This is a genomic window from Bradyrhizobium sp. USDA 4541 (genome assembly GCF_024171085.1).
Classification (GTDB): domain Bacteria; phylum Pseudomonadota; class Alphaproteobacteria; order Rhizobiales; family Xanthobacteraceae; genus Bradyrhizobium; species Bradyrhizobium australafricanum.
On record NZ_JALJZF010000001.1, the window covers coordinates 7,143,187 to 7,165,426 of the forward strand.

The window sequence follows — 22,240 nt, forward strand, 5'->3', positions numbered from 1 at the left end:
CGCTCGCACATCTGAGGTCTGTGCCACGGTGTGCTGTCCGCCGGACGGCACGAGAGTTGCAGCGGACACATTCGGGCTGAGAAACACTGCTCATGAGTTGTGCAAACATCGGAACAACCGCGATGTCCGTTTCTCTGAAACAGATCCGCTACTTCGTCGCCGCCGCCGAGACCGGGCGGATCAGCCAGGCGGCCATCGATCTCAACGTCTCGCAATCAGCGGTCACCGCGGCGATCCAGCAGCTCGAGGCCACCGTCTGCGCCCGCTTGCTGGAGCGCGCGCCGAACGGCGTAACCGTCACCATGGAGGGCAGCCGCTTCCTCTCCCAGGGCCGTCATATCCTCGCCGCCGTCGCCGAGGCGGTGCGCGACACGCAGATGTCCGCCGGCCCCCTGTTCGGGACGATCCGCGTCGGCGTCACCTACACCGTGTCGGGCTACTTCCTGCCGCGTCATCAGATGCGCTTCAAGGCGAGTTTCCCCGGGATCACGATCGAGCTGTTCGAGGCGCCGCGCGACGTGCTCGAGCGCGCACTCGTCGATGGTGCGCTCGACCTCGCGGTGATGCTGGTCTCGAACCTGCGCGACAACGCCATGCTCACCAGCGAGACCTTGCTGCGATCGCCGCGCCGGCTGTGGCTTGCGCCCGAGCATCCCCTGACCCGCGCCGAGCGGGTCCACCTCGCTGACATCGCGACCTATCCCTATGTCATGCTCACGGTCGACGAGGCCAAGCACACCTCGTTGCGCTATTGGAACAACGCCTCACTCGAACCGAAGACGGTGTTCCGTACCTCCTCGGTCGAAGCCGTCCGCTCCATGGTCGCCGGCGGCATGGGGATCGCCATTCTGTCCGACCTGATCTACCGGCCCTGGTCGCTGGAAGGACAGCGGATCGAGACCCGCGTCATCGAGGACGAGGTGCCCAGCATGGACATCGGTCTTGCCTGGCGTCGCGACACCAAGCCATCGGAGGCTGCGATGGCTTTTCGCGATTTCATGCGCTTTGCGGTTGCCGGCGTCGGGCCGGCCCGGCCGCCGGTCAGCATGGACCACCGACATCAGGCCGAGGAGGCCATCGAAATCTAGAATATCAGTTTCCGTTTTATTCGACTTGACGCCGTCCGGCTGTCCTCGCCAAACTTTGCCCGGGGACACGACGACCGGAGGCACAGCCGGCGGCGGGAGTGAGACATGCAAGTCACCTACACGACCAACGACATCCCGTTGCAGACCCGCCGCCAGTACTGGCAGGAGGTCGTCTCGAAGACCTATTACTCGCTCGACCTGCGCTTCCCGAGCACGCGCGACTTCAATGCGCGCCTTGGCGCCTGGTCGATGGGCCCTGTCTCGGTGTCCCGCAACATCGCCAATGGCCTGCTGTACAAGCGGCATGAGCGGCATCTCCTGAGCGAGCGGGAGGAATCCTTCCTGATCACGGTGCCCGAACTCGCCGAAATCCGTTTCGAGCAGGACGGCAAGGTGGTGCATTGCCGCCCGGGCGCGTTCCTGATCGAGCGCAGCCACCTACCCTACGAGTTCAGCCATCAGGATCCGACGGCGCTGTGGTGTCTGAAGATCCCGAGCGCGGTGCTGCGCGCCCGCATTTCCCGGCCCGAGCGCCTCGCGACGCTGCAATTCGACGCCAGCCGCAGCGTCGGCGCGCTGTTCGTCGACACGCTGCGCCTGTCCGGTGAACGGATCGAGGAAATGGACGAGACGGCGCGCACGATGATGGGCAAGCACCTGATCGAGCTGCTTGCGATGGCCATTGAATCCGACGACCGTGTGTTGACCGGTCACTCGTCCTCCGTGCGCAACGGCCATTTGCTGCGTTGCGAGCAATTCATCCGGGCCCGTCTCGACGATATGCGGCTCACGCCGCAGATGATTGCCGACGGCTGCGGCATCTCGCTGCGCTATTTGCACCAGATCTTCGAGGGCGAAGGTCTGACCGTCTGCGCCTATATCCGCAACCAGCGCCTTTCAATGTGCGACGCCCTGCTGCGCGATGCGAACTGCCGCAAGAGCATTTCGGAAATCGCCTATCAATGGGGCTTTGCCGACCAGGCGCAGTTCAGCCGCAATTATCGCGGCCGGTTCGGACGCACCCCGAGCGAGGCCCGCGCCATTTCGCGCACAGCCAACTCCTGAAGACTGGCCTGCTGATCGATTCTTAGGCACACCGCCGCCGGTCTGGGCATGTATGGGCACCGGCACGGTTCGCTCTCTCGCACAAATCTTCCTGCGCTCAGCGTCAAGAACGAAGGCCGCCGCTCTGCCTAAGATCGGCGAAACGCTCGTTCGAAAGGAAGAGGCATGGCGCAGAACCTTCGTGTGGCCGTCGATGTCGGTGGCACCTTCACCGACATCTGCATCATGGACGAGACGACCGGTCTCGTGCGCATCGAGAAGACCTCCTCCACGCGCGATCCGATCGAAGGGATCATGGGCGGCGTATCCAAGGCCGGCATCGACCTGTCCAAGGTGGCGCTGTTCTCGCACGGCACCACGATTGCCACGAACGCGCTGATCACCCGCCGCCTGCCGCGCACCGCGGTGGTCACGACCAAGGGGTTCCGCGACGTCATCGAGATCCGGCGCGCCAACAAGGAAGACCTCTGGGACACCTACAAGGACGTGGTCCGGCCCTATGTGCCACGGCGCGACCGCCTCACCGTGCCCGAACGCGTCGATGCTGCCGGCACGGTGATCGAGCCGCTCGACGTCGAAGCTGCGCGCAGCGTCGCACGCATCCTCAAGCGTCGCGGCGTCGCCGCGGTCGCGGTGTGCTTCATGAACGCCTATCTCAACGGCACCAATGAGCGCGCCATGCGCGATATTCTGCTGGCCGAGATGCCCGATATTCCGGTCTCGATCTCCTCGCAGGTGCTTCCCGAAATCTTCGAGCACGAGCGGTTCTCGACGACGGTCGCCAACGCCGTGGTGAGCCCGGTCGTCGTCAACTACACCAGCCGGCTCGGCGAACGACTCTCGGACGAGGGCTACACCCGTGATCTTTTGCTGCTGCACACCGGCGGCGGCGTGATGACGCCGGCGAGCGTGAAGGATTTCGCGGCGCGCCTTGCCGGCTCCGGCATCGCCGCCGGGGCCATAGCCAGCCGCCATATCGCCGGTCTTTGCGGTTTCCCCAATTCGATCGGCCTCGACATGGGCGGCACGTCGACCGACGTGTCGCTCGCCTATGAGGGCCAGTCGCGGATCACCAAGGACTGGCACATCGAGTTCGGCTATCCGATCCGCTTCGCATCGATCGAGGTGCTCACCATCGGTGCCGGCGGCGGCTCGCTGGCCTGGACCGATCCGGCCGGCTCGCTGCGCAACGGCCCGCAATCGGCCGGCGCCTATCCGGGACCGGCCTGCTACGGCAACGGCAATACGCAGCCGACCAACACCGATGCCAATGTGACGCTCGGCCGGCTTGGCACCGATCTCGCCGGCGGCAAGGTCAAGCTCGACCCCGAGCTGGCGCGGCAAGCGGTCGAGGGCGGCGTCGCCAAGCCGTTCGGCCTCGGCCTGCACGAAGCCGCAGATGCAATCGTCAAGGTCGCCAATGCCAACATGTCGGATGCGGTGCGCCTGATCTCGATCAGTCGCGGCTACGATCCGCGCGACTTTGCGCTGGTGGCGTTCGGCGGCGCCGGTGCCCTGCATGGGGTCGACGTCGCACGTGAGCTGGCGATTCCCGTCGTGATCGTTCCGCTCAATCCCGGCGTGACCTCAGCGCTCGGTTGCCTGCTCGTCGACATGCAGCACGATTTTTCGCAGAGCTGCATGGTCGACGCCGCCGAGGCCGACGCCACCGAGATCGAGGCACAGTTCGCCGAGCTCGAGAAGGCTGCGCTCGCACGGTTGATCCATGAGGGCGTCGCGCAGCAGGACATCGTGCTGCAGCGCTCGATCGACATGATGTATCGCGGCCAGTGGCGTTCGCTTGCCGTCAACGCGCCGCGGCCGATCGGCGCGATCGCCGATCTGGTGCAGAGCTTCCATGCCGAGCATCAGCGCGAATACAATTTCCGCCGCGACAGCGCGCCGGTCAGCTTCTTCCGTCTCAATCTGAAGGCAGTGGGCGTGGTCCCCAAGGCCGAGTTTGCCGTCCACGAGCCGACCGGCGCTAGCCCCGAGCCGGTCAGCCGCCGCAGGGTCTGGTTCGAGGGCAGCGGGCTCGATACACCCGTCTATCGGCGCGACAACCTGCCCTGCGGCTTCTCCTTTCAAGGCCCCGCGATCATCGAGCAGGTCGATGCCACCACCGTCGTTCCGCCCGGCGCCGCCGCCGAGGTCGACAGATATCTCAACATCATCATCCGCGTGAAGGAGTAAACCATGGCCGGAGCTCTCCCGCTCGACCCCGTGACCTTCGAGGTTTTGAAGAACTCCTTCATCACCAGCGTCGACCAGATGGGCGAGCAGGTCCTGAGGACCTGCTACTCCTTCGTCATCTACAATCGCGACTTCTCGAGCGCGCTGCACGACGCCAACGGTGAATGCGCGGCGCAGGGCAACCAGGATATTGCCGTCCACGTCGGCACGCTGCATTTCACCTGCAAGGATGTCATGCGCCATTTCGAAGGCGACATGCATGAGGGCGACGTTTTCGCCATCAACGATCCCTATGCCGGCGGCACGCACTTCTCCGACGTGCGGCTGATCCGTCCGATCTTCGCCGACGGCAAGATCATCGCTTTCAGCCAGTCCAACGGACACTGGTCCGACGTCGGCGGCAGCGTGCCGGGATCGTTCGACGTCGCCGCCCGCGAGATGTTCCGCGAGGGCCTGCGCATCACGCCAGTCCGGCTGTTCGACAAGAACGGCCTGCGCAAGGACGTCGCGCATCTGATCGCGTCGAATACGCGCGATCCGGCCTCGATCATCGGCGACATCCAGGCACAGGCCGAAGCCACCGCCGTCTGCGAACGGGAGATCCTGCGCCTGGTCGGCAAATATGGCCGTGATACCGTCGAGACCGGGCTTGCCGCCGTCCAGGACTATGTGGAGCGTTCGGCGCGCCAGCGCATCGCGGCGCTCCCCGACGGCGAATGGGAAACCGTCGACTTCATCGACCGCGATCCGGCCGGCGGCGAAGGCATGATCCCGATCCGCATCAAGATGACGATCAAGGGCGATCGCGCAATCTACGACTTCACCGGCAGCCATCCAACCATCGGCTCGATCTACAATTCGGCGTTCGGTGCAACCTTCTCTGCCGTCGCCGCCGGCATGAAGACTTTCTTCCCCGACCTGCCACTCAATTCCGGTTTCTACCGCTGCTTCGAGATCATCGCCCCCGAAGGATCGATCGTCGACGCCAAATGGCCGATCGCGGTCACCGGCTTTCTGATGCCGTTCGAGAAAATCATGAACTCGATCTACGAAATGTGGTCGAAGCTGATGCCGGAGCGCGCGCTCGCTTGCGCGTTCAATCTCGAATATCTGCTCACCGGCGGGCTCGATGCCCGCAGCTCCGACAAGCCGATCTTCATGTTCTATGACTGGCTGCCGGGCGGCTGGGGCGGGCGCAACGGCAAGGATGGCAGCAATGTCACAACCGCCTGCTTCGGCACCGGCCTGATGTCGCAGCCGGTCGAAGGCCAGGAGCGCGCCAACCCGATCCTGACCACGGAATGCGAGATCCTCAAGGACTCTCCCGGCCCCGGCAAGTGGCGCGGCGGCGCCGGCGTGGTGAAGACGTCGCGGATGCTGCAGGCCGAGAAAACCGTGATCTCCTATATCTGCGACCGCGAGCGTGCGATCGTGTGGGGCATCGAGGGCGGCCTGCCGTCGATGCCGCACGGCCTGACCCTGAAGCGCGCCGGCAGCACGGCCGCGGAGCGGCTCGGCTCGATCTTCTCGGACGTCCCGATCGGCGAAGGCGACACTTTCTCGCGTCCGACCGCCGGCGGCGGCGGATTTGGCGATCCGCTGGAGCGCGATCCGAACCTCGTCGTCGAGGATATCAAGGACGACTATGTCTCGGTCGAGCGTGCCGCCAAGGACTATGGCGTCGTGGTGCACACCACCGACGCCGAGCTCTGCAACTACGAGATCGACAAGGTCGCGACCGAGGCGCTCCGTGCGAAGATCCGCTCCGAGCGTGTCGCCAATGTCCGGCTCGATCCGGAGCTGGTGGCGCAACGCTATCGCAGCGGAGCAATCGACGCGCTCGACGCGATCCGCAAGCACGCGGTGATCCTCGATTGGGGCACCGGTGCCTTGCTTCCCGAATCCACGCGCCAGTTCCGCGAGGTGTTTGAGCGGCGCTCGGTCGCAACGTGGAAAGCAGGCTGAATGCCATCGCCGGCCGCGACGTCGGCAGACCGCACAGAGCGTTCACGAAAAACTGGATCCGACACCGCCCCTCCACTTTCATTCGAGCCATGAGGATTGTGCTATGACGAGTACGACGTGCCTTTCCCCCAATCGAGTTTGGCCGATCCGCCCCGCGCTCGGCCTTGCCGCCGGCCTCGCCCTTGCCGCTGCGGTCGCGCCGGCCGCGGCCGAGACGCCGTGGTTTCCGATGAAGGTCTACGACGCGTCGTCCGGCACACCGAAGCCGGCCGAGTACACGCCGCTCCCCAAGGCCGAGAAGCCTTACAGGCTCTGCGTGCTGTTTCCGCACATGAAGGACAGTTTCTGGGTCGCCGTCGCCTATGGCATCGTCAAACAGGCCGAGGCGATGAACGTCAACATGAACCTCTACGAGGCCGGAGGTTACGAGAACCTGCCGAAACAGCTGTCGCAATTCGATGACTGCATGGCGAGCGGGCCGGACGCCATCATCGTCGGCGCCATCTCCGGCGCAGGCCTCAGCAAGAAGTTCGAGGAAGCCAAGGCCAAGGGCGTTCCGGTCGTCGGCGTCACCAACCCGCTGCCGCCGAACGCGCTGCCCGCGGCCAACTACGTCGACTTCGTCGCCATGGGCGAAGTCACCGGCGCCGGCCTGCTGGCGCAATCCAAGCCTGGCGACAAGCTCAACATCGTGACGTTCCCCGGTCCGGCCGGCTCTGGCTGGGCGGAGTCGTTCAACGAAGGCTTCAAGAAGGCCGTTGCCAAGAACGCGAACGCCAAGATTTTGGCCGAGAAGTTCGGCGACTCGGGCGTCGCCGTGCAGCTTCAGCTCATTCAGGACGCCTTGCAGGCCTATCCCGGCATGAATGTGATCTGGGGCACGGCCCCCACCGCTGAAGCGGCCATCGGCGCCGTTGCCGAGGCCGGCCGAAGCGACCTGAAGATCGTATCGTCTTACGAAAACCAGGCCATGCTCGACGCGCTCAACCGCGGCGACATCCTCGCCTTCGCAACCCAGTATCCGGTCGGAGAAGGCGCCGTCGCGATCGATCAGGCGGTGCGTCTCATCGAGAAGAAGCCGGTCATGAGCCTTGTCCAGCCGATCGCCGCTGTCATCGACAAGACCACCGTACCGAAATTGCAGATGGACCTCGTGCTGGCTCCGGCGAGTTGGACACCGGTCTATTCGGTCAAGGCCAAGTAAGCCGCTCGCGAATGATGCCGGGTGGGAGCACGTGCTCCCACCCGTCTTGCTCACGGCCCAACGGAGACGCGGATGGATGTCGAGATTGACCCGAAGCCCGCCGAGCCTCTGCTTCGATTGCGGGGGATATCAAAGCGCTTCACCGGCGTTCGCGCGCTCGACCGGGTCGACCTCGACGTTCGTGCCGGCGAGCTTCATGTCCTGTTCGGCGAGAACGGCGCCGGCAAATCGACCCTGATCAATGTCATCTCGGGAACGTTTCCGCCGGACGAAGGCACGTTCCATTTTGGCGACGAGGAGATCCATCATCTCACGCCGCAGCGGGCCCGCACGATCGGCATCAGCCCGGTCTTTCAGGAGTTCTCGCTGATCCCGAGCCTCACGGTGGAAGAGAACCTGTTCCTCGGCCGCGAGGTCACCCATGGCGGCGTGCTGCGCTCGCGCGAGATGCGCAAGCGCGCCAGGGCGCTGATCGACGAGCTCGGCTTCGATCTCGATCCGGCGCAGCGGATCGACGACCTTTCCCGCGCGCACCAGCAGATGGCCGAAATCGCCAAGGCCCTGCTCGGCCGCGTCCGCCTTTTGATCCTTGACGAGCCGACTGCCTCGTTGACCGAGCGCGAGACCGGACGGCTGTTCGAGCTGATCGCGCGCCTGAAGAGCCAGAATGTCGGGCTGATCTATGTCTCGCATCGCATGCGCGAAATCCGCGCCCTTGCCGACCGTGTGACGGTGCTGCGCGACGGCCGCCACATCCAGACCCTCGACGCCCCCGGCTCGACCGACGGCGAGCTGGTGGAGCTGATGACCGGCCGCAGGATCGACCTGCTGTTCCCGGCCATCGCCCACCGGCCTGACAAGGTGATGGTCGACATCGAAAACCTGACGCTCGCGGACGGCAGCGTTCAGGAGGCGAATTTCCATGCCCGCGCCGGCGAGATCACCGGCATCGCCGGTCTCGTCGGCTGCGGCAAATCGGAGCTGATCCGCGCGGTCTACGGCATCGAGGCCGCGGCATCAGGCGTGATCCGGATCGACGGTCTGCCTTACGAATTCCCGACCCCGAGGCAAAGCCTCAAGCGCGGCATCGCCTATTTCCCTGCCAATCGGGTTGCTGAAGGGCTCGCGCTGTCCCGTCCGATCCGCGAGAACGCATCCATGACGGTGCTCGACCTGCCCGCGTTCGCGCGCTTCGGCGTGCTGCGGCAAGCCGCCGAACGCGCCACGATCGCGGACATCATGGGGCGGTTGCAGCTGAGGCCGCCGAACATCGAACGGAGCGCCGGCGCACTGTCCGGCGGCAACCGTCAAAAAGTGATCCTGGCACGCGCGCTCACGCGTGAGCTGACCGTGTTCCTGTTCGACGAGCCGAGCGTCGGGATCGACGTCGGCGCCAAGCTCGAGGTCTACCAGTTCATGAAGCGGCTGGTCGAGGCCGGCGCCGCCGTGATCGTGGTGTCGTCGGAATTGCCGGAGGTTCTGGCGCTGTCGAACCGGCTCTACGTCATGCATCACGGCCGCATCGCCGCCGAGCTGACGGACTCCGAGAAGACCGAGCAGAACGTGCTGTCGAGCTTCTTCCGCGACCATCTCGCCGCGGAGGTCGCGTGAACCCCGCGCTGGTCACCGCAAACCCGCAAGGCGCGATCGGCCTGCGATCGATCGCAGGCCGTGTCGGGTTCCTGCCGGCCCTGCTGGTCTTGCTCGTCGCCGGCATGTCGGCGATCGATCCGCAGTTCTACGGCATCATCAACATCCTCAACATCCTGCGCAACGCGTCGCTGCTCGCGATCGTCGCCTGCGGTCAGGCGCTGGTCATCATCGCGGGTGGCTTCGATCTCTCAGTCGGCGCCGTCGTGGCGCTCGCGAGCGTCGTCACCGCCAAGACCATGGCCGCCGCAGCCACCGCGTTTCCCGGCAACAATGCCCTCATCATTGCCAGCGGGATGGCGGCCGGACTCGGCTCCGGGGCCGTAGTCGGGCTCGTCAACGGCTTCTGCGTGGCGAAGCTCAAGGTATCCGGCTTTGTGGTGACCCTGGGCACGATGTCGGCGACTGCGGGCGTAGGCCTGATGATCACTAACGGAATCCCGGTTTACGGCATGCCCGATATCTTCGTGAAGGGCTTTGGGCGCGCCCAGGCGCTCGGCCTGCCGACCGCCGTCCACGTCGCGCTGGTCATCATCATCGTGATGGTGTTTGCGCAGCGGCGCACGCTGTTCGGCCGTTACGTCTACGCGATCGGCGGCAATGTCGATGCGGCCATCGTTTCGGGCGTATCGATCCAGCGCCACGTCGTCGGCACCTACGTTGTCTCGAGCATGCTCGCGGCATTGACGGGCATCCTGCTGACCGCGCAGGTCGGCTCCGGCCAGGCCAGCTTCGGCGGCGACCGGATGATGCTGCAATCGATCGCAGCCGCCGTGATCGGCGGCGTGAGCTTGCGCGGCGGCGTCGGGCGCATCGAAATCGTCGCCATCAGCGCCCTGTTCCTGACCATCCTGGGCAATGCGCTCAACCTCCTGCACGTCGACTCCCGGCTGCAGCCGGTCTTTCTCGGCGTCATCATGGTCGCGGCCGTGGCGCTGGACGAACTCAGCCGACGGAGCAAGGCTCGTGTCTGACCTCGAATTGTCCGTCGCCGCCAAGAACGCGGATCGCCCGAAATTGGCGCCGGGTCGCTGGCTCTGGAGCGCAGTGCTGCCGGTCGCGTTGGCGGCCCTGTTGCTCGGCTTCGCCGCGGTCGACCGCGGCGTGTTGTCGCCGGGTAACCTGCTCAACATCGCGCAGCAGACCAGCTATCTGGCCCTGTTCGCGATGGCCCAGACCGTGGTGATCCTGACGCGCGGCTTCGACCTCGCACTCGGCCCGACCGTATCGATGGTGAGCGTCGGCACCGCGCTGGCGATGGCCGGCGCGACGGCGTCGGGCCATGGTACAGGCGCCGTGCTGCTCACCGGGCTCGCTGCCGGCTTCGTGCTCGGCACCGCGTGCGGGCTCTTCAACGGCGTGGTTATTGCGCTGCTCGGGGTCAACCCCTTTGTCGCAACGCTCGGCAGCTACAATATCGCGATCGGGATTGCGACCACACTATCGTCCGGACGGCCCGTGCAAGGCGTGCCGGCGCCGTTCTCGCAGATCTTCTACGGCGGCAGCGCCTTCGGAATTCCGGCGGCCATCGCGATCACGGTCGGGGTCGGCGCCGTGCTCCATTGGACCCTGACGCGGACCGTGTTCGGCCGTTCGCTTTACCTCATCGGCACCAACCCGCGCGCAGCGGCGGTCGCCGGCCTGCCGGTCAAGCGCACCCTGATCGCGACCTATGTGCTGTGCTCCGGGCTTGCGGCGCTCGGCGCGATCATGATGACGGCGCGGACCGGATCGGGCGAGCCGAACCTCGGCGGGGCGCTTTCACTGCAGGCGATTGCCGGCGCCGTAGTCGGCGGAACAAGCCTGGCGGGCGGGCGCGGTGGGGTCGGCACCGCGGTGCTCGGCGCCCTGTTCATCACCATTCTGTCCAACGGCATGAACCTCACCCGGATCGACGGATACGTCCAGATGGTCGTGCTCGGCGCGATCGTCATCGTCGGCGTTCTGCTCGATCGCCTGCGACTGGAGCGGCGCCAATGACGACGGGTTCTCCCATGCAGAGCGTCGCGGGCGAGATGCACGATGCACCTGCCTCGATCTACGTTGCGCCCTCGCTCGCTTCCGCACTCGACGCACTGAGCGAATTCGGCGCGGCCGGCGCTGCCTTTGCCGGCGGCACGTGGATCATGCGGTCACCGATCCGCCATGAGCGGTTGAAGCCACATTATGTCGCGATCGGCAAGATCGCCGAGCTGACCACGGTTCGTATCGACAGCGATGCAATCGAGATCGGCGCGGCGGTTACGCATGCGGCACTCGCGGCGGCCCTGGCTGATCTTACGGAATTCGCAGTCCTGGTCAGCGCCGCCGGCCGCTCCGCCAATCCCGCGATCCGCGCGATGGCGACGATCGGCGGCAACCTCGCGACGTCGGAATTCGCCGCCGCGGATTGCGTACCGGCGCTGCTCTGCCTCGATGCCCAAGTGGAAATGTCGGACCGCGACGGCCGCGAGCGCATCGGCCTGTCGCATTTCCTGAAGATCCGATCGTCCCTTCCGCGCGGTCATCTGGTGACGCGGATCATCTTGCCGCGGGCGGCGCGCAGAAGCGCCCATGCCCGCCTGCCGCTGCGCAAATCGGGTGACTACCCGGTCGCCATCGTCAGCCTGTCGGTCAGCATCGATGCAGCGAACCGTGTCCAGGCGGCGCGCGTCGCGGTCGGTTCAGCCGAGCCGGTGGCGCGCCGCTGGGAGCGGCTCGAGGCAGCTCTGATCGGACGCCCGCTCGATGCGGCGGAGGCGGCGCAGAGTGCGGCCGCGTTGGCGGATGAGTTCGTCGGCCGCGACAGCGTCGATGCCCCGGCCTGGTATCGGGTCAGCGTGCTACCCGGTCTCGTCCGCCGCGCTGCGATCGCAGCGCTTGGCTCCTGAACCGGTGGGGATCGACATGGGATTCAACTTGACAGTGAACGGTGATCGCCTCTCTTCCGTGGCCGACCCCGCCACGCCGCTGATCGACATTCTGCGTGAGGAGATGCATCTGACCGGCGCGAAACCGGTCTGTCGCGAAGGCTTTTGCGGTGCCTGCATGGTGCTGGTCGACGGCGAGCCGACGCCATCGTGCCTGTTGCCCGCCGCGCTCGCCGATGGCCGCGAGATCCGCACCGTCGAAGGCCTTGCGCCTCACGGCGAACTGAACCGCATCCAGGCGGCCCTCGAGGCCAGCGATGCGGTCCAATGCGGCATGTGCTTTCCCGGCATGGTGGTGAGCCTGACGCATCTCTTGACGACCCGGCCTGACGCCACCCGTCACGATATCCGGGCCGCACTCACCGGGAACATCTGCCGCTGCACGGGATACGAACGCATCGTCGAGGCGACGCTGCTCGCCTTGGCCGACGCATAATCGGGAGGCGCAAGCATGTCCGACGTTTCCGCGACGATGGATTTGCGCCGGCGGGACGCCGCCGACAAGCTGCGTGGCCGTACGCGCTACACCATCGATCGATATCTGCCCGGCATGCTGCACGCCGCGGTGCTGCGTGCCGGCCTGCCTTCGGGCCGGATCATTCGCCTCGACACGTCGAGGGCTGCCCGCATGCCGGGGGTACGTGCGATCGTGACGGCGTCGGATGCGCCCGGCATGATCGGCATCGGCATCGCCGATCACCCGCTGTTCGCCCGCGATGTCATTCGCTACGACGGCGAACCGCTTGCCGCGGTCGCAGCCGTCACGTTGGCGCAGGCGCAGGCCGCGCTCGCGGCGATCGACGTGGAAATCGAGCAACTCCCCGCAATATTGACCATGGCGGAGGCGCTGGCACCAGATGCGCGGCTGGTTCATCCGGACTGGCGCAGCTATGAGGTGCTGCTCGAAGGCGCCGCGCGTGCGGGCAATGTCGCCTGGGAGGCGACCGTCGTTCGCGGCGACGTCGACGCCGCCTTTGCGCGGCCTGACGTCGAGATCGTCGAAAGTTTCTATCGCGTCGGCCGGCAGAACCACGTGGCCTTCGAGCCGCGTGCGGTCGTCGCAAGCTACGAGGACGGCCGCTTCCATATCGAGACGTCGACGCAGGTTCCCTGGAGTGTCCGCAATGCAACCGCGCGCGCGTTGGGCGTGCCGGCATCGCAAGTGCGCGTCACTGTGCCGCCGGTCGGCGGCGGCTTCGGTCTCAAATTCGATCTGGCGGTTGAGCCCTTCGCCGCCCTCCTCGCCCGCGCCAGCGGCCGGCCGGTTCGCCTCGTCAATTCCCGCGAGGACGAGATGCTGACCTGCCTGTTCCGCGAGAACGCCGATATTCGCATCCGCTCGGCGGTGACGCGCGACGGAGAAATCGTGGGCCGCGAGGCGGTCGTGCTGATGGACTGCGGCGCCTATGGCGGCGAACAGATCTTCCTGACCACCATGACCGCACACACGCTCGGCGGAAACTACAGGCTTGGCAGCGTGCGCATGGTCTCGCGCGCGGTCTATACCAACACGGCGCCGAACGGCGCGTTCCGCTGCTGCAATGGCGTCTACAACACCTTCGCGCTCGAGCGGCACACCGACGAGATCGCAGCGCGGATCGGAATGAATCCGCTTGCTTTCCGGCGCCGCAACGTGCTCGGCGACAAGGATCTCGGCGCCACCGGCCAGGTATTCGAAGGCGATGTGCTCGGCCCGATGCTCGACCGGATGGATACGTTGCGCGACGCGGCAGCGCCGCTGCCGGCGCGCACCGACGGCAAGCTCCTTGGACGCGCGACCACCGTCGGCACCTGGTTCGTCTTCGTCGGCCCATCGGCCGCGACGGTGAACATGAATGCCGACGGCACGGCGACCCTGGTCACGTCGGGTGTCGAGATCGGCTCCGGCTCGATGATGCAGAGCCTGCCGCAGATCGTTGCCAGCACGCTCGGCATCGCGCCCGAGCAAGTGATCGTCCGCGCCGCCGATACCGATGCGGCCGGTTATGATGTCGGCGTCGGTGGCGGCCGCACCACCGTCTCGCTCGGCGCCGCCAGCCTGTCGGCGGCACAGGAGGTCCGCACGAAGCTTTTGAGGATCGCCTCCGAGATGATCGAAGCCGCGCCCGGCGATCTCGTCATGCGCGATGGTCGGATCGAGATCGCCGGTGCGCCGGGCTCCGGCCGCACCGTCGCGGAGGTCGCGACCCGCGCTCAAGCGCTGGGCGGACCGGTCGCCGGCACCGGCGCCTTCACCGGCGCCGGCGTGCCGGCGATGCCCGGTTGCGTTGCCGGTCATTTCATCGACGCGATCGACATCCCCGTCTTCGCCGTCCACGACTGCGAGGTCGCCGTCGATCCGGAGACCGGGCATGTCGAGGTGCTAAGCTATCGCGTGGTCCAGGACGTCGGCCGTGCGCTGAATCCACGCGCAATCCACGGCCAGATCCAGGGCGGCGTCGTGCAGGGCCTGGGCTACGCCCTGCACGAGGAGGTGACGATCGGCAGCAATGGCCGTGTCAGTCAAAGCGGCTTTGAGACTTACCGCGTACCGCTTGCGCTCGACGTCGTACCGGTGGAGATCAGCCTCTATGAGGGTGCGGCGTCGGTGGGGCCGCTCGGCACCAAGGGCGCCGGCGAGGTACCGATCCTCAATGTCGGCGCCACCGTCGCCTGCGCCGTTGCCAACGCGACAGGAAAGCGGGTGCAGGAATTACCCCTGACGCCGCCGCGCGTGCTCGAGCTTCTGCTCGAGCGCAAGCCGGGTCTGGCACTGTCTCACATTGCCGAGGTGTGGGCGGACAACCTTGTTCGTCCTCACCAGTGGCCCTAGGGACATCAGAGAATGCCCAGCAAACAATCCGAACGCTGAGCGACCGACTTGGGCGCCAGGCGCCTGATCCGTGGCAGGTAGGCGCTACCGTCCCCGCACCGACCAGGCCCACGATATTTTCGTCCATTCCCCTCCGCGGCGCTCAGGCAGCCGCGACCTCGTGGCCCGCCATGACCTCCAGCGCTCTCAGAATGCCGGAATGGTCCCAGCTTTTGCCGCCGAGGGCGGTACAGGCGTTGAACAGCTGCTGGGCTGCGGCAGTGCCTGGCAGCGACAAGCCGAGCGCGCGCGCCCCTTCCAGCGCGAGGTTGAGATCCTTCTGATGCAGCTCAATGCGGAAGCCCGGATCAAAATTGCGCTTCAGCATGCGATCGCCGTGCACTTCGAGGATTCGGGACGACGCGAAGCCGCCCATCAACGCCTGGCGCACCAGCGCGGGGTCGGCCCCGGCCTTGGAGGCGAACAGCAACGCCTCGCTCACCGCCTCGATGGTCAGCGCCACGATGATCTGGTTCGCAACCTTGGTGGTCTGGCCGTCGCCGTTGCCGCCGACATGCGTGACATTCTTCCCCATCGTTTCAAACAGGGGCTTCATCGCATTGAACGCCCGCTCCCGCCCGCCAACCATGATGGTCAGGCTGGCCGCCTTTGCACCAACTTCGCCGCCGGAGACCGGCGCGTCGAGATAATCGGCCCCGAGCGCATCGATCCAGCGTGCAAACTCCTTCGTCGCCAGCGGAGAGATCGAGCTCATATCCGTCACGATCATGCCTTTGGAGATGCCCTCCGCGACGCCGCCTTGACCGAACAGCACGGCTTCGACATGCGGAGTGTCCGGTACCATGATGATCACGGCGTCCGCCTCCTGCGCCACCTGCTTGGCGGACTCGCAAGCGATGCCGCCGGCCGCGATCAACTCAGGCGCAACAGGTACGACGTCGTGCAGGAACAGACGATAGCCGGCAGCCAGGAGGTGGCCGGCCATCGGACGTCCCATGGTGCCAAGTCCGATGAATCCGATGTCTTTCATTGTCGTTGCTCCCTGTCAGCCGGATGAAGGCGTTTTTCCGGCGAGCGACTCTCGGCTCGCGTGAAGAAACCGCGTTAATAAAATTCCAGAGCTCCGTCCCGATTCAATCGGAACGGAACAGGCTCTAGGTCACGAAAGTCTGTGCGGCGTGCCAGCCCAGGCTCTCGAGCGTGGTCGTCCGCGGCTTGTATTCGCACCCGATCCAGCCCCGATACCCGATGCTGTCGAGATGCTTGAACAGATAGCAGTAGTTGATTTCGCCGGTTCCCGGTTCATAACGGCCCGGATTGTCGGCGAGCTGGACATGCGCGATCCGGCCCAGATGCTTCTGCAGGGTCCGCGCGATATCACCTTCCATGATCTGCATGTGATAGATGTCGTACTGGATGAACAGATTGGATGAGCCAACCTCGGAAATGAGCTGCACCGCCTGTTCCGTACGGCTCAGGAAGAAGCCGGGAATATCGAGCGTGTTGATCGGTTCGACGAGGAGCCTGATGCCATGCTGGGCGAGCGCGCCTGCGGCGAAGCGCAGGTTGGACACGAGGACTTCCTGCAGGTCCGCCCTATCCGTATCGGCTGGAGCGATGCCGACCAGGCAGTTCAGCTGCCGGCAATCCAGCGCCTTTGCGTAGTCGATCGCGCGCACCACGCCGTCGCGAAATTCATCGACCCGATTGCGCAGGATCGCAATGCCACGCTCACCGGCGGCCCAGTTGCCGGCTGGAAGATTGTGCAGCACCTGGGTCAGCCCACAGCGCGCCAATTCCTCCCGCAACGCGCCCTTTTCGAAGTCATAAGGAAAAAGATACTCGACTGCGTTGAAGCCGGCCGCCTTGGCGGCCGCGAACCGATCGAGGAACGGCAGCTCGTTGAAGAGCATGGTGAGATTGGCGGCAAATTGAGGCACGGGTCGTATCTCCGCTTGAAGCGATGAATGATGTGGTCAGGCCGGCAACAGCGTGCCGGATCGTGATGCGCTCGGCACGTCATCGAGCGGAAGATCGAGCACCTCTTCGAACTCGACGATGTTGTCGATCTCCGTTCCCATCGCGATATTGGTGACTCGCTCGAGAATGAACTCCACGACCACGGGCACGCGATGCTTCGCCATCAGCTCGCGTGCGGTCGCGAACGCCGCCTGCGCGTCGTTCGGATCGGTGACCCGGATCGCCTTGCAGCCCAAACCCTCTGCGACGGCCACATGGTCGACGCCGTAACCGCCGATCTCGGGCGCGTTGATGTTCTCGAACGAGAGCTGGACGTGATAGTCCATGTCGAAGCCGCGCTGCGCCTGCCGGATCAGGCCGAGATATGAATTGTTCACGACGACGTGGATGTAGGGCAGATTGAACTGCGCCCCGACCGCGAGCTCCTCGATCAGGAACTGGAAGTCGTAGTCACCCGACAGCGCGACGATGTCGCGGTCGGGATCGGCGGCACGCACGCCAAGCGCGGCCGGCAGCGTCCAGCCGAGAGGACCGGCCTGCCCGGCGTTGATCCAGTTGCGCGCATTGTAGACGTTGAGGAACTGGGCCCCAGCGATCTGCGACAATCCGATCACGGTCACGTAGCAGGTGTCGCGGCCAAAGGCCTTGTTCATTTCCTCGTAGACGCGCTGGGGCTTGATCGGGATGTTTTCGAAGTGGCTCTTGCGCAGCATCGAACGCTTGCGGTCGCGACAGGCGGCGGGCCAGGCCTGCCGATCGCGCAGCCTCCCGGACTTCCGCCACTCCCTGGCGACGCTCACGAACATTTCCAGCGCGGCCTTGGCGTCGGAGACGATACCGAGGTCCGGATTGAAGACCCGCCCGATCTGCGTCGGCTCGATGTCGACATGCACGAATTTGCGGCCCTTCGTGTAGGTCTCGATCGAGCCGGTATGCCGGTTGGCCCAGCGATTTCCGATGCCGAGCACGAAATCGGATTCGAGCATCGTGGCGTTGGCGTAGCGATGGCTGGTCTGCAAGCCGACCATGCCTGCCATCAGCGCATGATCGTCAGGAATAGCGCCCCAGGCCATCAGCGTCGGAACGACCGGAACGTTGACCGCTTCGGCAAAGGCGACCAGCAGCTCGGATGCATCGGCGTTGATCACGCCGCCGCCGGCCACAATCAGCGGCCGCTCCGCGGCGTTCAGCATCTCGAGTGCCTTCTCGATCTGCTTGCGCGTCGCCGTCGGCTTGTAGACCGACAACGGTGAATAGGTCTCGTCGTCGAACTCGATCTCGGCCAGTTGCACATCGAGCGGAAGGTCGATCAGCACCGGTCCCGGCCGCCCCGACCGCATGACATGGAAAGCCTGGCTGAACACGCGCGGCACCAGCGCCGGCTCGCGCACGGTGACGGCCCATTTCGTCACTGGTTTTGCGATCGACTCGATGTCGACCGCCTGGAAATCCTCCTTGTAGAGCCGCGCCCGCGGCGCCTGACCGGTGATGCAGAGGATCGGAATGGAATCAGCGATCGCCGAATAGAGGCCGGTGATCATGTCGGTGCCGGCCGGACCCGATGTGCCGATGCAGACGCCGATATTGCCCGCCTTCGCCCTGGTATAGCCTTCCGCCATATGCGAGGCGCCTTCGACGTGCCGCGCCAGAATATGCTGGATCGATCCGTTGCGCTTCAGCGCGGAGTAAAGCGGATTGATCGCCGCGCCGGGAACGCCGAATGCGCACGTGATCCCTTCGCGTTGGAGAATGCGCACTGCTGCATCGACTGCTCGCATCTTCATGTGATGATCCCGCTTCGCTATGAGTTGGCCTGAGCAGGATCATCAGGCCCGCGAGCATCGATCTCAACGCAATCGATTGGAATTTCCGCGCTGTGGCAACGCTCGCGATTTCTTGCGCGTCTTCAAACGATTAGCGTCAGTGTAGAAATGGAAATTGTTGCGGACGGAATTGCAGCCCGCCCTACGCCTGCGCTTGCTGCGTGCGGTTCCCGCGAAGTTCGGCCGTGAGTTCGGCTGCGATCCGATGCACGATCGTACCGATCTCGGGCAAGCGTTCGTTCGTCAGCCTGTCCGCCATGCCGGATACCGAGATTGCGGCATATGGCTCGTTGCAATCGTTGAAGACGACCGCGGCCACGCAGCGCAGGCCGAGGCGCGCCTCTTCATCATCCACCGCATAACCCTGACGCCGCACGCTCTCCAATTCCTTGAACAACTCGCCGGGCCGCACGATCGATTTTTCCGTCAGCCGCGGCATGCCCTGACGGCGAATGATCGCGTTGACGTCTGCATCGGAATAGGTAGCCAGCACCGCCTTGCCCACTCCCGAGGCGATCATCGCGACGCGTCCGCCGACCTTGGTCAGCGAGCGCATGATCTCACGGCTTTCAATGCGGGACACGACGATGATGGATTCATCGTCGACCACAGCAAGATTGGCCGTTTCCCTGGTCTGGTCGCGCAGCTTGCGCAGATAAGGCAGTGCCTGCGCGGCAAAATTCCGCCGGCGCACGAAGGTCGAGCCGACCACGAAGCTTTGCGCGCCGATGTGCCACTTGGATTCGTCGCGGTCGAATTGAACGAACCTGCGGTTCTCGAGCGTGGTCAGCAGCCGATGTACGGTCGAGGGAGACAGGCCGGTGCGGATCGCCAGATCGGTCAGCCGATAGCCTTCATCATCCTCTGCAAGTGTCTCCAGGATTTGCATGGCGCGATCAACGGACTGAACACCGCCGTCGCGCGCGTCCAGCTCCGGCTGCGCGCGAAGATCGGGATCGGACGGCTTGCGCCGGATCGGCTCTCTTTTCATCACGACCTGCCCCTAACCGGTTGCGGTTCAGAACGAAATTGCTCGTCGAGAGCGAGCTTCAGAATTGGCATATGGCATACCAAAAGGCCATGGAGTCAAGGCGACAATACTCGCGAATAGGTCAGTATTTTTGCCATTCTTCTTGGCAAATGGCTCGATTCTTTTGTTTGACTTCTGGGATAATGTATACCACGATCGCTTCACAACGACCAAATCAAGCAACCGGGAGGACGATGCCATGTACGTCGGGGACATCCTTCGCGCCAACAATGCGCACGTGGTGACGATCGGCTCGAACGAAACCGTGAGCATTGCGGCGAACCTGATGTACGCGAGCAATGTCGGCGCCCTCGTGGTCCGGAACGCCTCGCGCAGCAAGGACGCCGCCGTGATCGGGATGTTCAGCGAGCGCGACGTCGTCGCTGTGATCGCCGAGCGCGGCACCAATGGTCTTGCGATGAAAGTCGCGCAATTCATCTCGCCGCGGCCGCTCGTGTCCTGCAATTCGCAAGATGCGCTCACGGATGTCGAGCGCCTCATGGCCCGTCATGGAATCCGCCATGTCCCCGTCATCGACAACGGCCGGCTCGTCGGCGTCGTGAGCATGCGGGACATCACCCTTGCTTTCGAGGAAGCCGCCTGCGCGGCCTGACAGACTTGCCCAAGGCCATTGCCACGCTACTCGGTTCGAGCCGCTGCGGCTCCTGCTGTGTCCCCACTCTGCTTGCGAGGATCGAATGAGAATCTGCATCTACGGCGCCGGCGCGATCGGCGGCTATCTCGGTGTCGAATTTATGCGTGCTGGTGCCGATGTCAGCCTGGTCGCGCGGGGTGCGCATCTCGCCGCAATGCGGCAGAACGGCCTGAAACTCCTGATCGGCGACGAGGAGCGCGTCGTGCATCCTCGCTGCACCGATAACCCCGCCGAACTCGGCGAGCAGGATTACGTCATCATTTGCCTCAAGGCGCATTCGATCACCGGTGTCATCGAGCCCATGCGGCCGCTGCTGGGCGATCGGACCCGCATCGTCACCGCCGTCAACGGCATTCCCTATTGGTATTTCCACAAGCACGGTGGTCGGCACGAAGGATCGACGCTCGAGAGCATCGATCCTGGCGGTCAGCAGTGGAACGAGCTCGGCCCCGAGCGCGCGATCGGCTGCGTGGTGTACCCCGCCACCGAGATCGAGGCGCCCGGCGTGATCCGCCATGTCTACGGCAACAACTTTCCGCTGGGCGAGCCCTCCGGCGAGATCACATCCGACGTCCAGAAACTTTCCGAGCTGTTCGTGGCCGCGGGCATGAAAGCTCCGGTCCTCGACCGTATCCGTGACGAGATCTGGCTCAAGCTGTGGGGCAACGTCTGTTTCAACCCGATCAGCGCCCTCACCCACGCGACGCTCGACGTGATCTGCAGCAATCCGGGCACGCGCGCGCTGTCCCGGGCGATCATGCTGGAGGCCCAGGCGATCGCGGAAAGCCTCGGCGTCAAGTTTCGGGTCGATGTCGAACGCCGCATCGAAGGTGCGCGCAAGGTCGGCGCGCACAAGACCTCGATGCTGCAGGATCTCGAGCGCGGACGTCCGGTCGAGATCGATCCGTTGATCACCGTGGTGCAGGAGATGGGCCGGATGACAGGAATCGCGACGCCCGCCCTCGATGCGGTGCTGGCCCTGGTCGCGCAGCGCACCAGGCTGGCCGGCCTCTATGACGGGGCGGCCGGCGCCGCAGCAGCAGAAACGCTGGCGGTGGCGTGATCCCGATGGCCAATGTTACGCGCTGGGTCCGCTTCCGCCACCATGCCGAAATCGGCTTCGGGCAACTCATTCCATCCGGCATCTCCGTGCACGAAGGGGACATGTTCGGCGACATGCGACCGACTGGACAAACGCTGGCGCTGGACAACGTCGAGCTGCTCGCCCCGACGCAACCGAGCAAGGTCATCGCGCTCTGGAACAATTTTCACGCGCTTGCGGAGAAGCTGAAATCACCTGAGCCTGCCGAACCGCTGTACCTGTTGAAGGCGCCGACCAGCGTCACCGCGCCTGGTGCCGTCATCAGGCGTCCCTTGGGCTATGATGGCAAGACGACCTACGAAGGTGAACTCGGCATCGTCATCGGCAAGAGCTGCACGGCGGTCGCGCCCGAGCAGGCCGACGCCTTCATCTTCGGCTACACCTGCACCAACGACGTCACCGCCGCGGACATCCTCAATCGCGACCCGACCTTCCCGCAATGGGCGCGGGCCAAGGGCTTCGATGGATACGGCCCGTTCGGCCCCGTGATTGCGTCAGGCCTCGACCCCGCACGCCTCGTGGTGCGCACCATTCTGAACGGCGTCGAGCGCCAGAACTACCCGATCGCGGACATGATCTTCAGCGCACAGACGCTGGTCAGCAAGATCTCGCACGACATGACGCTGTTGCCGGGCGACCTGATCTGCTGCGGGACATCGATTGGCGTCGGGGTGATGAAGGAGCCCGTCAACACGGTCACCGTCGCGATCGACGGAATCGGCGAGTTGACCAACGAATTCCGTCAGTAGGCTGCGGCGGGACGA

The 22,240-nt window shown here is 65.0% G+C and carries 18 protein-coding genes; 14 read left to right on the forward strand and 4 right to left on the reverse strand.

Features of this window, described 5'->3' with window-relative positions:
• Positions 1-122 precede the first annotated feature (122 nt).
• The 11 genes from J2R80_RS34670 to J2R80_RS34720 all read left to right on the forward strand — a co-directional run bounded on the left by J2R80_RS34670 (position 123) and on the right by J2R80_RS34720 (position 14,886).
• Positions 123-1,088, forward strand: coding sequence for a LysR family transcriptional regulator (locus tag J2R80_RS34670; RefSeq protein ID WP_253640151.1), 966 nt, complete (start codon positions 123-125; stop codon positions 1,086-1,088).
• A gap of 105 nt (positions 1,089-1,193) precedes the next feature.
• On the forward strand, positions 1,194-2,153 hold the full coding sequence (locus tag J2R80_RS34675) for a helix-turn-helix domain-containing protein (RefSeq protein ID WP_200844621.1): 960 nt from the start codon (positions 1,194-1,196) through the stop codon (positions 2,151-2,153).
• 165 nt (positions 2,154-2,318) lie between these two features.
• Positions 2,319-4,346, forward strand: coding sequence for a hydantoinase/oxoprolinase family protein (locus J2R80_RS34680; RefSeq protein ID WP_253587231.1), 2,028 nt, complete (start codon positions 2,319-2,321; stop codon positions 4,344-4,346).
• A 3-nt stretch (positions 4,347-4,349) separates the two neighbouring features.
• Positions 4,350-6,311 (forward strand): hydantoinase B/oxoprolinase family protein, encoded by a 1,962-nt coding sequence (locus J2R80_RS34685; protein WP_253640152.1) that lies wholly within the window; start codon positions 4,350-4,352, stop codon positions 6,309-6,311.
• Positions 6,312-6,414: 103 nt separating this feature from the next.
• Positions 6,415-7,515 carry a TMAO reductase system periplasmic protein TorT gene (gene torT, locus J2R80_RS34690; RefSeq protein ID WP_168856840.1) on the forward strand — a complete coding sequence of 367 codons (1,101 nt, stop codon included), beginning with the start codon at positions 6,415-6,417 and terminating at the stop codon, positions 7,513-7,515.
• A 72-nt stretch (positions 7,516-7,587) separates the two neighbouring features.
• Positions 7,588-9,126 (forward strand): sugar ABC transporter ATP-binding protein, encoded by a 1,539-nt coding sequence (locus J2R80_RS34695; protein ID WP_253640153.1) that lies wholly within the window; start codon positions 7,588-7,590, stop codon positions 9,124-9,126.
• Positions 9,123-10,139, forward strand: coding sequence for an ABC transporter permease (locus J2R80_RS34700; protein WP_253640154.1), 1,017 nt, complete (start codon positions 9,123-9,125; stop codon positions 10,137-10,139). The genes J2R80_RS34695 and J2R80_RS34700 overlap by 4 nt, the downstream gene beginning before the upstream one ends.
• Positions 10,132-11,145, forward strand: a complete 1,014-nt coding sequence (locus tag J2R80_RS34705; RefSeq protein WP_253640155.1) for an ABC transporter permease — start codon at positions 10,132-10,134, stop codon at positions 11,143-11,145. Before J2R80_RS34700 ends, J2R80_RS34705 begins: the two co-directional genes overlap by 8 nt.
• Positions 11,142-12,035, forward strand: coding sequence for a xanthine dehydrogenase family protein subunit M (locus tag J2R80_RS34710; protein ID WP_253640156.1), 894 nt, complete (start codon positions 11,142-11,144; stop codon positions 12,033-12,035). Before J2R80_RS34705 ends, J2R80_RS34710 begins: the two co-directional genes overlap by 4 nt.
• A gap of 16 nt (positions 12,036-12,051) precedes the next feature.
• Complete coding sequence (locus tag J2R80_RS34715) at positions 12,052-12,510, forward strand: (2Fe-2S)-binding protein (protein ID WP_253641055.1); 459 nt, start codon at positions 12,052-12,054, stop codon at positions 12,508-12,510.
• A gap of 15 nt (positions 12,511-12,525) precedes the next feature.
• A complete protein-coding gene (locus J2R80_RS34720) occupies positions 12,526-14,886 on the forward strand; it encodes a xanthine dehydrogenase family protein molybdopterin-binding subunit (protein ID WP_253640157.1) in 2,361 nt (786 codons plus the stop codon).
• Positions 14,887-15,028: 142 nt separating this feature from the next.
• Here J2R80_RS34720 and J2R80_RS34725 read toward each other — a convergent pair whose 3' ends face one another.
• From J2R80_RS34725 to J2R80_RS34740, 4 genes are all read right to left on the reverse strand, one after another.
• The gene (locus J2R80_RS34725; protein WP_168856845.1) at positions 15,029-15,916 is read right to left on the reverse strand and encodes a 2-hydroxy-3-oxopropionate reductase; all 888 of its coding nucleotides are present in this window, start codon (positions 15,914-15,916) and stop codon (positions 15,029-15,031) included.
• A gap of 124 nt (positions 15,917-16,040) precedes the next feature.
• On the reverse strand, positions 16,041-16,826 hold the full coding sequence (hyi, locus tag J2R80_RS34730) for a hydroxypyruvate isomerase (protein ID WP_141341031.1): 786 nt from the start codon (positions 16,824-16,826) through the stop codon (positions 16,041-16,043).
• A gap of 36 nt (positions 16,827-16,862) precedes the next feature.
• A complete protein-coding gene (gene gcl / locus J2R80_RS34735; protein WP_168856846.1) occupies positions 16,863-18,650 on the reverse strand; it encodes a glyoxylate carboligase in 1,788 nt (595 codons plus the stop codon).
• 181 nt (positions 18,651-18,831) lie between these two features.
• Entirely contained in the window at positions 18,832-19,680 is an 849-nt protein-coding gene (locus tag J2R80_RS34740) for an IclR family transcriptional regulator (RefSeq protein ID WP_253640158.1), read from the reverse strand.
• Positions 19,681-19,918: 238 nt separating this feature from the next.
• On the opposite strand from J2R80_RS34740, the gene J2R80_RS34745 reads away from it, so the two are divergent.
• The 3 genes from J2R80_RS34745 to J2R80_RS34755 all read left to right on the forward strand — a co-directional run bounded on the left by J2R80_RS34745 (position 19,919) and on the right by J2R80_RS34755 (position 22,225).
• Positions 19,919-20,332 carry a CBS domain-containing protein gene (locus tag J2R80_RS34745; RefSeq protein ID WP_253641056.1) on the forward strand — a complete coding sequence of 138 codons (414 nt, stop codon included), beginning with the start codon at positions 19,919-19,921 and terminating at the stop codon, positions 20,330-20,332.
• Positions 20,333-20,417: 85 nt separating this feature from the next.
• On the forward strand, positions 20,418-21,437 hold the full coding sequence (locus J2R80_RS34750; RefSeq protein ID WP_057017096.1) for a 2-dehydropantoate 2-reductase: 1,020 nt from the start codon (positions 20,418-20,420) through the stop codon (positions 21,435-21,437).
• A 5-nt stretch (positions 21,438-21,442) separates the two neighbouring features.
• On the forward strand, positions 21,443-22,225 hold the full coding sequence (locus J2R80_RS34755) for a fumarylacetoacetate hydrolase family protein (RefSeq protein WP_076826248.1): 783 nt from the start codon (positions 21,443-21,445) through the stop codon (positions 22,223-22,225).
• The last annotated feature ends 15 nt before the right edge of the window (positions 22,226-22,240 follow it).